Origin of the sequence: Simplicispira psychrophila DSM 11588, assembly GCF_000688255.1 — a bacterium.
Lineage (GTDB): Bacteria > Pseudomonadota > Gammaproteobacteria > Burkholderiales > Burkholderiaceae_C > Simplicispira > Simplicispira psychrophila.
In genome coordinates this window covers 57,594-70,469 of sequence record NZ_JHYS01000005.1, presented here as the reverse complement: position 1 = coordinate 70,469, position 12,876 = coordinate 57,594, and the positions used below count along the sequence as shown (strand labels likewise).

Below are 12,876 nucleotides of genomic sequence, written 5' to 3'. Positions count from 1 at the left end.
CGCGCATGTCAGGTGGGCGCTGGGGACACGTCAGCCGATGCCGCCAAACGGCCCATCTGGCTGATTTCTTCGGTGGACATGACGTTGTCCACATTGAGCAGGATGACGAATTTGCCATTCACCTTGGCAATGCCTTCGATGAAGTCGGGGCGGATTTTTGCCCCGAAGGTCGGGGCGGGTTCAATTTCTGCCGCTGGAATTTCCAGCACCGCTTGGACTGAATCGACCACCACGCCCATGTGCTGGTGATCGCCCTCATTGTCAGCAGCCATCTCGATGATGACGATGCAGGTGCTTTTGGTCACCGGCGTGGGCGGTTTGCCAAACCGGGCCGACAAGTCCATCACGGGTACCACCGCCCCGCGCAGGTTGATGACACCCCGGATGCATGCCGGCATCATGGGTACGTCGGTCAGGTTGGCGTACCAAATGATTTCCTTGATGGCCAGGATGCTGAGGGAGAACATCTCCCCTCCCAGCATGAAGGTCAGGTACTGCTTGTTGTCGTTTACTGCCTTGATCCCTGTTGCCTTGAGATCGGACAGGGATTTTTTGTCGGTCTTTACCAGAGCAGGCATGGCGATGCCTTTCAGAACTTGGTGAACTTGGCTTCGTCCAGCTCCAGCGCAGAGGCATGCGCTATGGCTGGCGTGGGTACTTTGGCAAAGCCACGACGCGAGGGCGTGTCGATCCGCTGCAGCGCAGACTTAGGTTTGCGCGCCATTGCGGCCACCGATCCTGGCGAACGCCGATCATCGTCCAGCTTGAAAAACGCCATGGTCTGTTGCAACTGCTCGGCTTGCCCGCTCATTTCTTCAGCGGTGGCCGCCAGTTCCTCGGAGCTGGAGGCGTTTTGTTGCGTGGTCTGGTTTAGCTGGTTGACGGCGGAGTTGATCTGGCCGACGCCAGAGGATTGCTCAGTGGACGCAGCGGTGATCTCCTGCACCAAGTCAGACGTTTTGCGGATGTTGGGCACGATTTCGGCTAACAGTTTGCCGGCCTTCTCGGCCAGTTCCACGCTGCTGCTGGCCACTTGGCCAATTTCCTGGGCGGCCACCTGACTGCGTTCAGCCAGCTTGCGTACCTCGGCAGCCACTACGGCAAAGCCCTTGCCGTGCTCGCCCGCACGGGCCGCCTCAATGGCGGCATTGAGCGCCAACAAGTTGGTTTGGGCGGCAATGTCATCGATGATGCCGATTTTTTGGGCAATCTGCTTCATAGCCGCGACCGTGGCCTGCACCGCTTCGCCGCCATCGGCCGCATCGCGGGCAGCTTTGCTGGCCATGCCATCGGTGATCTTGGCGTTTTCGGTGTTTTGCGCGATCGAAGAGGTCATTTGCTCGATGGAGGCGCTGGTCTCCTCCACCCCCGCCGCCTGCTCGCTGGCCGCCTGTGACAGCGACTGCGCTGTGGCACTCACCTCTTCAGAGGCACCGGCCAAGGCCTGTGCACCGCTGTTCACGTCCGTCACTACTTCGGTCAGCTTGGTCAACATGTTGTTGACGGCCGACTTCAGATCATCCCATGTGCCCGCGTACGCGTGTTTCATGCTCAGAGTCAGGTCGCCACTTTCCAAGGCCCCCAGCACTTCGCGCAGCTCGGAGACTGGGGTGTTGACGGCGATCATCACCTCATTCAAACCCTCGACCACCTTGCGGAAATCACCCATGTGGTGGGCGGTGTCGGCGCGCAGCTCCAGATCGCCGTCCACTGCCGCCTTGGACAGTCGGTTGGCATCGACCACCAGACCATTCACCGCCTTGACCACACCGATCAATGCCTTGGCCATCTCGTCGTTTTCCGAGCGGATCTTCACTACTGCGGTCAAGTCGCCTTGAGAAATGCCCTTGGCGGCCGCTGTTTGCTGGCTGATGGCTTCGACGCAGACGTTCAGGTTGTTTTTGATGGTGTTGAAGTCACCGTTGTAGCTATCGGTGATCACCGGTGGAATATCGCCCACGGAAATCCTGGCGACGTAATCAGCCGCTACGTTTAGCGGCCTGATCACCGCGTCCAGCGTTTCGTTGACACCCGCCACTACCTTGCGGAAGTCTCCCTGGTGTTTGGTGGCATCGGCACGCGTCGCCAGCTTGCCTTCGACGGCGGCCTTGGACAGCAGGGCCGCATCGGCCACTAGTGCATCGACAGCATCGATGCAGGTGTTCAGGTTGTTCTTGATGATGTTGTAGTCACCCAGGTAGACGTCCGTAATTTTCGGCGGAATGTCTCCTTTGGAAATGCGGTCCACGTAAGTGGCCGTCACGTTCAATGGGTTGACGATGTTAGTGATGGTGTCATTCACCCCTCTGACCAATTGATTCCAGCCGCCAGCAAATAAATCGGCATTGGCCCGCTTGCTCAATTCACCGGTTGCAGCGGCCTTGATGATGAGGTCAGTTTGCTGCAACAACTCGGTCATCATCTTGACGACGTTGTTCAGGTTGTTTTTGATGACATTGAAATCGCCGTTGTAGTTGTCGGTAATGACCGGAGGAATGGTTCCTTTGGAAATGTCATCCACGTACTTGGCCGTCACGTTCAAGGGGCCGATGACAGCGTCCAGCGTGTCGTTCACGCCCACTACGATTTTCTGGAAATCACCCTGGTGTTTGGAAGTGTCGGCACGGGTCGCCAGCTTGCCTTCGACGGCCGCTTTGGACAGCAGGGCTGCATCGGCCACCATGGTTTGTACGGCGGCCTGCATGGCTTTCACTGAGTTGGCCAATTGGCCCACTTCGTCTTTGTTGTTGATGTCGAGTTTGAAGCTGAAATCGCCTACCGCCATCTTATCGGCAGCGGTCATCAGCGCATGCGTAGGCCGGGTAATGCTGCGGGTAATGAGCCAGCCCATCACTGCGCTTAACAGCGATGCGGCGATGGCCAGGAGCATCAACATATTCTGTGAAGCATTAGCCAGTGCTTCGGCATTAGCACCGGCCTGCTTGACCAGTGTGTCCTGGTAGTCACTCAGCTTCACGATGGCACCGATGTAATCGGCTTGCGTTTGGCGCAATTCGTTCGTCAGCAGCAAGGCTCCTTCGTCTTTCTTGTCGGAGCGCAGGTATTCAATGAATCGCTCCTGCTGTGGCACATACAGCTCGCGTGTATCGGTCACTTTCTTCAGTAATGCCTTGCCGGTATCGCTGGTAATGGTTTTTTCGAGAGTCTCGATGCGATCAGAAATGATCTTGCGCTGCTCGGAAATGGCGTCCAGTTCTTTTTGCGCCTCTGCGGCAGGGAAGATGTACGCGTTGCGCAGACGCCAAGCGATCACGTTGATCGCTCCTACCATATCGCTGGTCGCCATGGTTTTCGGGAATTTGTCTTGCACCAAGCCGGCAACCTCGTTGTCGAGTGCATTGATCCGCGTCACTCCCAGTGTGGCTACCACGATCAGCAACACCAGCGTCAAGGCAAAGCCAATGGCCAAGCGGACTCCGATTTTCAAGTTTCCAAACATGTTTTTTCCTTTCAATTCCACCAAACCCACTACAACCCAATAGTTCTACCGTGCCACGGCTTGCGAAAGCTCCTCACGAGGCCGGCAACGCCACATCCCTTGACCGCCGGCACGCTGCAGTCACACTAGCCTCGGCACTCGCCATGGCCTGCTGCACCAGTGAGGGCACATCCAGAATCAAGGCCACATCCCCGCTGCCCAAAATGGTCGAACCGCTCACGCACCTGACCTGGGAAAACATCTTGCCCAGCGGTTTGATGACTGTTTGGAACTCGCCCAGCAGCGTATCTACCACCAGGCCCGCCCGCTGCTCGCCATGCTTGAGCACCACGATGTTTTCGCCTCGGGTGGGCTCGCCACGCATACCAAACAGCTGGCGCAAGCGAATGAACGGCAGTACCTCGCCGCGCAGGTTGGTGTAGTCGTGGTCGGGCTCGGCTGAGAAGGCCACACATTCCTCGATCATGTCCAGGGGAATGGCATACACCGCCTTGTCCACCCCTATCAGAAAACCATCGATGATCGCCAGCGTCAGGGGCAGTCGCACTGTCACAGTCGTACCGCGTCCCTCTTCACTGGTCATGCTGACCGTGCCGCGCAGCGCGGCGATGTTGCGTTTGACTACGTCCATGCCGACGCCACGGCCCGACAGATTCGAGACCTTGTCGGCCGTGGAAAACCCCGGCTCCAGAACCAGGCTGTACACCTCGGCGTCGGACAGGCTGTGACCGGGTTCGACCAAGCCGCGCTCGATAGCCTTGGCCAGAATGCGGTCGCGCTTGAGGCCGCCGCCATCGTCTTCCACGGTGATGACGATGGAGCCTGAGTCGTGAAAGGCATTAAGGCGGACCATGCCCTGCTCAGCTTTTCCCTGGGCTCGACGCACCTCGGCTGGCTCGATGCCGTGGTCCATCGAGTTGCGGATCAGGTGCATCAGGGGGTCGCCGATTTTCTCGACCACGGTTTTGTCCAGCTCCGTATCTTCGCCCTCGATGACCAGCGCAATGTCCTTGCCCAAGTCGCGCGAGACATCGTGCACCACGCGCTGAAAGCGGTTGAAGGTGGCGCCAATTTTGACCATGCGCATCTGCAAGGCGCTGTCGCGCACCTCTTCCACCAGGGTCGAGAGTTTGGAGGTGCTTTCTTCCAGTTCGACCACCTTGGCGCGGTGGGCAATCATGTTGACATTGGCCCCGGCAATGATGAGTTCACCCACCAGATTGATCAACTGATCCAGCTTATCGGCATCCACGCGGATGGAGCGGCTTTCGGCCACCATTGTTTCTTTGGCGTGCTTTTGCTTTTGCAGCGCCGCCTCCACCACCTCCGGCTGTACCGATCCTTGGGTGACCAAAATGGCACCAATGAGGGCGGCGGGGGTTTCCACTTGCTGATTCAGCGCACTGTCCAGCTCTTGCCGCGTCAGGGAGCCACAGCGTACCAGCATTTCGCCCAGCCGCACGGAATCGCCTTGCTGCTCCAGTAGGGTCACGTAGGCCGATACCAGACTGTGCGGCGGCAATATGAACAGGTGGCTGTCTTCGCGCACAAACTCAAATACCTGCTCGATGGCCGCTTTATCGACGTTGCCCTTGTCTGCGTGGCCTTTGAAGGCGATTTCAAATCCCAGGTAGCAGGTCTCGGGGTCCATGGTGGCTACATCAGGCAGTGCGTCAGCCACAGTGGTTATGGCGGTGATCTGTCCCAGCGTGGCCAGGTAGCGGATGAACGACATCGGGTCCATGCCATTGCGCAGCACGTCTGGCCCAAAGCGTACCGAGATGTGCCAATGGTCTGTATCCACCTGGATGCCGTTGATGCGGCGCACAGAACCGGTCTCTGGCACCCCTGAGGGGTCTGTGGGCGGTGGGGCAGCCGCGCCGCTATCCAGGTAGTTTTGCAGCCCACGCACCAGCGGCTCGCCGGATTCGGTCAGCTGCGGTGTACCCGACTGTTCACCGCTGGCCACTCCGTCCACCAGGGCACGCATGTGATCACCACAGGCCAGCAGCAGCGCCACCAGTGGCCCATTTAATGCCAGTTTTCCGCTGCGCACGCGGTCCAGCACGCTTTCCACCACATGGGTGAAAGCCACGATGTGGTCCAGGCTGAACAAGCCCGACGACCCTTTGATGGTGTGCGCTGCGCGAAACACCGCGTTGATGATTTCGCTTTTTTCCTGGGCGTTCTCCACGGCCAGCAAGCCAGCTTCCATGTCTTCGAGTAGTTCGCGGCACTCGACGATGAACAGCTGAAGGGCTTCGTCAAGATCCATCGGAATTCCTTGGGGTGGCGGTGTCCGGGCCACTCTCTGTACCGATGGGCGCACGGGAGCGCATGACCAGCGGGTCACCAAAGTAACCGGCCACATCCAGCAACTCGAACACGTCGATGACCACTTGGCTGTGCGCCACCAGGCTGAGCGGCCGGTTTTGGGCCAGCGCGGTTTTTTTGGCCAGCATCAGTAGTTGCAGACCTGAACTGTCCAACTCGGTGACGCCTGACAGATCAATCTCTGTCGCCGGAGGCTCGGCAAACAACACCGCTTTCAGCTCCATGGCTCGGTAAATGTTGAACTCACCCTCGATACGCAGCGTCTGCCCGGTGGTCATGGCAGGCACAAGCGTTGAACGGCACCCACAAGTTGCTCAGGCAGGAACGGCTTGACCACCCAGGCCTTGGCCCCAGCGGCCTGGCCCTCGCGCTTCTTGGATTCCTCCGATTCGGTGGTCAGCATGATGACCGGCGTAAACCGGTAGGCGGGCAATTGCTTGACGGCTTTGAGAAACGTGATGCCATCCATGTTGGGCATGTTCACATCGCTGATGATGAGATGCACCTTCTGTCCCGTGAGCTTGGTCAAGGCATCGCGCCCGTCACATCCCTCGATGACGGTATAACCCGCCCCCTTGAGCGCAATGCCCACCACGCGGCGAACCGAGGCTGAATCATCCACGATCATGACCGTTTTGCTCATGTCAAACCTTTAAAAAAAACTGATGTCTGATGCTGCCTGCTGTGCCAGCTTGCCACCTTGGTGGACGACGTGCTGGTCGGCCATGACATAGGTTTTTTGCAACTCACCCAGCACACGCTGAGGGTCTGCGGCCTGCAGTACCCCGGTAGCCGCGTAGGTCTGCTGCGATTCGCCGAGCACAGTGGGCATCAGCTCCATGTTTTTGATCACCTGGGTCAGAATTTGGCTGACCCGGTCCTGAAACTGAAACGCCACCAGCGCCTGGTTGATCTGGTCTTGAATGCCCATGCTTTCCTGCCTGAGCACTTCACTGGAGTTTTGAAAGGTGTCGATGACGGACTTGAAATCCGCCAGTACCTTGGCAATGGTGGCCTGGGAAGTGGTCAGCGAATGCTCTTCTTGTGTGACCGACCCCTTGACCAGTTCGCAGGTTTCCAAAATAGCTGCGCTGATGACGGTGACCTTCTCGGCAATGCGCCGCCCCGTTTCGCCTGACTGGTTGGACAACATGCGAAATTCCTTGGCCACCACGGCAAAACCACGGCCCATTTCACCGGCACGGGCAGCCTCGATGGCGGCATTGAGTGCCAGCAGGTTGGTTTGCTGTGCAATCCGGTCCACATCGGTGGCCATGTCTTGCAGTTCCACAATGAAGCGATCCATCCCCTGCACTTTGATCACCATGGCATCCATGCGCAGGGTGGCATCGTTTTGCACCGCTACCAAGGCCCCCAGCTGGGCCTCGTTGCGCCCAAACACCGCCGCCAAACTGTTGTCACCGCTGGCCAGGTCATCGGTTTCAAGGGAGGTGGCCTGGATGGTGGCATCGATTTTGTCAACGATGCCGGCAAATTGCTCGGACAGGGCATTGATGGCGGTCTCCATTTGCTCGCGCGAGGTGTCGATATGCCTTTTCCAGATGGGCACTACTTCGCTGGTGAATTGGGCTTGGTCGGCAACATAAGACTGAATTTGCTCAAGCAACTGGGCCTGGCCACGAGCCACCCACAGGCCCACGGCGGCGCCGACGGCCACCAGCACAACGGCTAGGCCGATGGCCAACCCACCCCCATCCGCCGTCAGCAGGACAGCCACCGCACCCAACAGCCCCACGGCCATGCAGGCCAGAAACGGCGGCTTAAAACGTTGAATCGTGTTCATGAAAATCGAATGTAAACAAGGGGCCTGCCGGTGGCTTGCATAGGTTGCGGTTTCTTTTTTGACAACCTATGGTTGTGTCTTTTTGAATTAAACCATCACAAGTAGTAACAGGCCAAACTGAGGGGTTTGCCAGATAAGGTTTGCTGCCCACTGCGCACCCGGTGATAGAGCGGGACGTGATTGCGTCCCTTCCATCGTTCATGGAATCTCGCAGCGCAGCCCCCGCCAGACCTCAGGCGGCCAAGGTCAGTACCTCGCCGCGCAGCGTGTAGGCCTTGGCTTCGGTAATCGTCACGTCCACCATTTGTCCCACCAGGCGCTGCTGGCCGACGAAGTTGACGACACGATTGCACTCGGTGCGACCCATCAGCTCGCTGGCATCGCGCTTGGAAGCTCCTTCCACCAACAGGCGCTGTACCGTGCCCAGGCGACTTTCGCTGATGGACTTGATGTTGGCGTTGATCGCCGCTTGCAAGGTGTGCAGGCGGCGCAGTTTGACGTCGTGTGGTGTGTCGTCGTGCAGGTTGGCGGCCGGTGTGCCGGGGCGTGGGCTGAAGATGAAGCTGAAGCTGTTGTCGAAGTGGATGTCGTCGATCAGCTTCATCATCTTGGCAAAGTCTTCTTCGGTTTCGCCTGGAAAGCCGACGATGAAGTCACTGCTCATCGCCATGTCCGGACGGATGGCGCGCAGCTTGCGGATGGTGCTCTTGTATTCCATAGCGGTATAGCCTCGCTTCATCGCCATCAGGATGCGGTCGCTGCCGTGTTGTACCGGCAGGTGCAGGTGGCTGACTAATTTTGGCAGCTCGGCATAGGCGGCAATCAGGCGCGGCGTGAATTCGTTCGGGTGGCTGGTGGTGTAGCGCACGCGCTCGATGCCGGGAATCTCGGACACATATTCCAGCAGCAGCGCAAAGTCGGCAATCTCTGCGCTGTCGCCCATCTTTCCTTGGTAGGCATTGACGTTCTGGCCCAGCAGCGTGACTTCTTTCACGCCCTGGTCGGCCAGGCCGGCGACTTCGACCAGTACGTCGTCAAACGGACGTGAGACTTCTTCGCCGCGCGTGTACGGCACCACACAGTAGCTGCAATATTTACTGCAGCCTTCCATGATCGATACAAAAGCGCTGGAGCCCTCGACGCGCGCGGGTGGCAGGTGGTCGAACTTTTCAATCTCAGGAAAGCTGATATCGACCTGCGCGCGGTTTTGCAGCGTGCGCTGGTTGAGCAGCTCAGGTAGGCGGTGCAGGGTTTGTGGGCCAAACACCACGTCCACATAGGGCGCGCGCTGGATGATGGCGGCGCCTTCTTGGCTGGCAACGCAGCCGCCGACGCCAATTTTCACGCCCTTGGCCTTGAGGTGTTTGATGCGGCCCAGGTCGCTAAAGACTTTCTCTTGCGCCTTCTCGCGCACCGAGCAGGTGTTGAACAAAATCAGGTCGGCTTCTTCGACGTCTTGTGTGGTTTCGTAGCCTTCGGCGGCGTGCAGCACGTCCAGCATTTTGTCCGAGTCGTACTCGTTCATCTGGCAGCCGAAGGTCTTGATAAATACTTTTTTGGTCATGGTGTGGAGCGCTTTTGCGCGGCTTCGCGGGGCTCAGGATCCAGGCGGTGAGCAGATAGCGCGAAGCCGTGCCATGCAGCGAATCATGGTGTGTATCCAGTGGCTGTAGGAAAGGCGGGGAGGGTGCCGATTTTACCGGGGCACCCCTGGCCCAATAAAAAACCCGCACAGCTTGCACTGTGCGGGTTTGGTATTTGGTGGTGATAGGTGGATTTGAACCACCGACATCAGCATTATGAATGCTGCGCTCTAACCAACTGAGCTATATCACCGAAGCCGCAAATTATAGGGTATTTTTACTGGTGTGTGAATAAAGCTTTGCGCTTGTTGACGAAAGCGTCCATGCCTTCTTTTTGGTCTTGCGTGGCAAACAGCGCGTGGAACAGGCGGCGCTCAAACATGACACCATCGGCCAGCGTGCCTTCAAAGGCGCGGTTGACGGATTCCTTGGCGGCCATGACGGCGATTTGCGAGAAGTCGCTGATGATCAGCGCAGCGCCCAGGGCTTCTTCTTGCAGCTTGTCCACGGCGACCACACGGCTGACCAGGCCAGCGCTTTCAGCTTCGGCGGCGTTCATCATGCGGCCGGTGAGGGCCATGTCCATGGCCTTGGCCTTGCCGACAGCGCGGGGCAGGCGCTGCGTGCCGCCGGCGCCGGGGATGACGCCGAGCTTGATCTCGGGCTGGCCAAACTTGGCGTTGTCGGCGGCAATGATGAAGTCGCACATCATCGCCAGTTCGCAGCCGCCGCCCAGGGCGAAGCCGCTGACAGCAGCAATCACGGGCTTGCGGATGCTGCGAATCTGTTCCCAGTTGCGGGTGATGTAGTCGCCCTTGTAGACGTCGGCAAAGCTGTAAGTGGCCATGGCGCCGATGTCGGCGCCGGCGGCAAAGGCTTTTTCGCTGCCGGTGATGATGATGCAGCCGATCTTTTCGTCGGCATCAAAGGCTTGGAGTGCCTGCCCCAGCTCGTTCATGAGCTGGTCGTTCAGAGCGTTGAGTTGCTTGGGGCGGTTGAGCGTGACGATGCCGACTTTTTCGGCTTCAGTGCGAACTTCAATGCATTCGTAGACCAAGGTGTTCTCCGGTTGTAGTTGTGAATCGATCACTATAACCAAGCACCAAACCGCTTGTTCAGGGTGCGGCCAGCCAGCGCTGAACGGCGGCTGCGTCGGTGATGCAGAGGGACACAGTGTCGCTGACCGGAGCGGCGGCACTGGTGCGACTTTTGCGTGGGCGGCTGGTGGCTGATGTGGCCGGGTTGGGGAGCTGCAGCGGCAGGCGCAGCAAACGCCCATCGCGCGCGACCAGTGCAGTGACTGGGGTGGTGTTGCCAGCTAGCAGCGCCAGTTGTTCCAACTTCTGAAGCCGCCAGCCCTGTCCTTCGACCTCGATACCCAGCCATTCGTCCCCAGCGGCCATGCCGGCGCGCTCGGCCAGACCGCCGCGCAGTACGGCCTTGATCTGTACCGCGTGGTTTTCTGTCACGCGCAGGCCCAGGCGCTGCGCCGGCTGCGGCGCTTCGGCTTGCAGCGTGACGCCGTGCGCGGCCAGCAGTTCAGCCAGTGGCAGCTCGGCGGTGCTGTGCACCCAGGCGTCGATCTCCGCGTCGAAGGAGCGGCCTGACACCTCTTGCAGCACGGCGCGCACATCGCTCTCGGCCATCGGGCCACCCTGGCAGCGCTGCCACAGCGCGCGCATCACGTCGTCCAGCGTGTGGTTGTTATTGCTTTCGCGGCGCAGCGTCAGGTCGAGGCACAGGGCGACCAGCGCGCCCTTGGTGTAGTAGCTGATGGTGGCGTTGGCCGTGTTCTCGTCCACGCGGTAGAACTTGACCCAGGCGTCAAAACTGGCCTGGGCCACGGTCTGTACGTGGCGCCCCGGGGCCTGCAACACCTGGTGCGCGGCTTTGGTCAGCAGCTTGAGATAGGCGGCATCGTCGATCAGGCCGGCGCGGCGCAGCAACAGGTCGTCGTAATAGCTGGTGAAACCCTCAAAGAACCACAGCAGCTCGGTGTAATTTTCTTGCGTGTAGTCGTAGTGCCGAAACTCGCTCGGGCGCAGGCGCTTGACGTTCCAGGCGTGGAAATACTCGTGGCTGATCAGGCCTAGCAGCGTGGGGTAGCCGTCGTTGGTATGTGGTGCGTTGCTGCGCGGCAGGTCGCTGCGGGCGCAAATCAGCGCGGTGGAATTGTGGTGCTCCAGCCCGCCGTAGCCGTCGTGCACGGCGTTCAGCAGGAACAGGTAATTTTTGAATGGCGGCCTGCCCTTGCCGTGCCAGAAGGCGATGGCCGTTTGGCAAATCTTGCGCGCATCGGCCAGCAGGCGCTTGCCATCGAACGACGGCGCCGCGCCGCTCACGACAAAGCGGTGCGCCACGCCACCAGCGTGGAAGCTGGCGCTCCAGAAGCTGCCCATTTCGACCGGGCAATCGACCAGTTCGTCGTAGTCCGCCGCTTGGTATAGACCAAAGCCGCTCGCATCAATATTTAAAGAAAAAAGGCCTGTAGCGCAATGCCAGTCTGCGGTATTAGCTATGTTTTCAGGAGCAACGATGTCGAGGGTGCAAGGCTGGTCGATCTGCCCTTCAACCGCCAGACACAGGCTGGTGCCATTAAAAAAGCCGCGCGTCGCATCCAGGCTGGCGGTGCGCACCGAGGGGTCGTTGGCGTAGACCTCGTATTGCACCTCCAGCGGCTGCGTGCTGTCGCAGGCGACATGCCAGCGCTGCTTGTCGTGTTGCAGCACCGGCACGGACATGCCGCCTTGCTGGGCGCGCAACGACTGCAAATTTTTGCTGAACTCGCGCACCAGGTAGCTGCCCGGAATCCATACCGGTAAAGACAGTGCCTGTAGCGGCTGCGGTGCCGCCACCGTCAGCGTGACGCGAAACAGGTGCGCGTGCAGGTCGGCGATTTCGACGCGGTAGTGGACGGCGCTGGCGGGGTGGTGGCGAGCGGGCATGGCGATCAGCGGGCGCTGGAGGTGCTGGCAGCACTGGCCGAGTCGGTCAGGCGTTTTTCCAAGTCGGCAGAAGCGATGGCACCAGGCACGCGGCTGCCGTCACTGAAGATCAGTGTGGGTGTGCCGGTGATCTTGTGCTTCTTGCCAAAGGCCAGGTTGCGCTGCAGTGCGGCGGTGTCGCAGCTGGCGTCGGCGGGGGTCTTGTCGCGCAGCATCCAGTCGTCCCAGGTATTGCTGCGATCTTTGGCGCACCAGATGTTGCGCGATTTTTCGGCCGAGTCCGGGCTCAGGATGGGGTAAAGGAAGGTGTGGACGGTGACGTTGTCGATCTTTTGCAGATCGCGTTCAAAGCGCTTGCAGTAGCCGCAGTTGGGGTCGGCAAACACCACCAGCTGGCGCTTGCCATTGCCGCGCACCGTGATGAAGGCGTCTTTCAGGGGCAGGGTGCTGAAGTCCACCGCGCTGAGTTTGGCAATGCGATCTTCGGTCAGATTGCGCCGCGCCTTGGTATCGATCAACTCGCCCTGGATCAAGAAATTGCCCTTGGCGTCGGTATAGAACACATCGGTGCCGACACGCACCTCATACAGCCCGGACATCGGTGTGCTGCGTACTTCATCGATTTTTTCTAGCTGCGGAATACGCTCAGCCAGGGTTTTGCGGATGGTGCTCTCCTGGGCGGAGACGGGGGCGGAAAACGCCAGCGCCACGGCGGCAGCGGCAAGCAGGGAGGGAAGCAGTTTCATGGAT

10 protein-coding genes and 1 tRNA gene are annotated in these 12,876 nt (G+C 59.4%); all 11 read right to left on the bottom strand.

What is annotated here, in order from left to right; all coding sequences use genetic code 11:
• Window positions 1-8 precede the first annotated feature (8 nt).
• The 11 genes from Q390_RS0106885 to Q390_RS0106830 all read right to left on the bottom strand — a co-directional run bounded on the left by Q390_RS0106885 (window position 9) and on the right by Q390_RS0106830 (window position 12,872).
• Window positions 9-578, bottom strand: coding sequence for a chemotaxis protein CheW (locus Q390_RS0106885; protein WP_027995398.1), 570 nt, complete (start codon window positions 576-578; stop codon window positions 9-11).
• Between the two features lie 11 nt (window positions 579-589).
• Window positions 590-3,460, bottom strand: coding sequence for a methyl-accepting chemotaxis protein (locus tag Q390_RS17815; RefSeq protein WP_084153821.1), 2,871 nt, complete (start codon window positions 3,458-3,460; stop codon window positions 590-592).
• A gap of 73 nt (window positions 3,461-3,533) precedes the next feature.
• Entirely contained in the window at window positions 3,534-5,735 is a 2,202-nt protein-coding gene (locus tag Q390_RS0106875) for a chemotaxis protein CheA (RefSeq protein ID WP_027995397.1), read from the bottom strand.
• Entirely contained in the window at window positions 5,725-6,072 is a 348-nt protein-coding gene (locus Q390_RS17810) for an STAS domain-containing protein (protein WP_051603096.1), read from the bottom strand. The genes Q390_RS0106875 and Q390_RS17810 overlap by 11 nt, the downstream gene beginning before the upstream one ends.
• Window positions 6,069-6,437 carry a response regulator gene (locus Q390_RS0106865; protein ID WP_027995396.1) on the bottom strand — a complete coding sequence of 123 codons (369 nt, stop codon included), beginning with the start codon at window positions 6,435-6,437 and terminating at the stop codon, window positions 6,069-6,071. Before Q390_RS0106865 ends, Q390_RS17810 begins: the two co-directional genes overlap by 4 nt.
• A gap of 9 nt (window positions 6,438-6,446) precedes the next feature.
• Window positions 6,447-7,598: a methyl-accepting chemotaxis protein gene (locus Q390_RS0106860; protein ID WP_027995395.1), complete on the bottom strand. Its 1,152-nt coding sequence runs from the start codon at window positions 7,596-7,598 to the stop codon at window positions 6,447-6,449.
• A 232-nt stretch (window positions 7,599-7,830) separates the two neighbouring features.
• Complete coding sequence (gene miaB, locus Q390_RS0106855; RefSeq protein WP_027995394.1) at window positions 7,831-9,162, bottom strand: tRNA (N6-isopentenyl adenosine(37)-C2)-methylthiotransferase MiaB; 1,332 nt, start codon at window positions 9,160-9,162, stop codon at window positions 7,831-7,833.
• Between the two features lie 195 nt (window positions 9,163-9,357).
• Window positions 9,358-9,434: transfer RNA gene (locus Q390_RS0106845), tRNA-Met, on the bottom strand.
• A 24-nt stretch (window positions 9,435-9,458) separates the two neighbouring features.
• Complete coding sequence (locus Q390_RS0106840) at window positions 9,459-10,238, bottom strand: enoyl-CoA hydratase (RefSeq protein ID WP_027995393.1); 780 nt, start codon at window positions 10,236-10,238, stop codon at window positions 9,459-9,461.
• A 58-nt stretch (window positions 10,239-10,296) separates the two neighbouring features.
• A complete protein-coding gene (locus tag Q390_RS0106835) occupies window positions 10,297-12,126 on the bottom strand; it encodes a M61 family metallopeptidase (RefSeq protein ID WP_027995392.1) in 1,830 nt (609 codons plus the stop codon).
• Between the two features lie 5 nt (window positions 12,127-12,131).
• Entirely contained in the window at window positions 12,132-12,872 is a 741-nt protein-coding gene (locus Q390_RS0106830) for a DsbC family protein (RefSeq protein WP_027995391.1), read from the bottom strand.
• Window positions 12,873-12,876 lie beyond the last annotated feature (4 nt).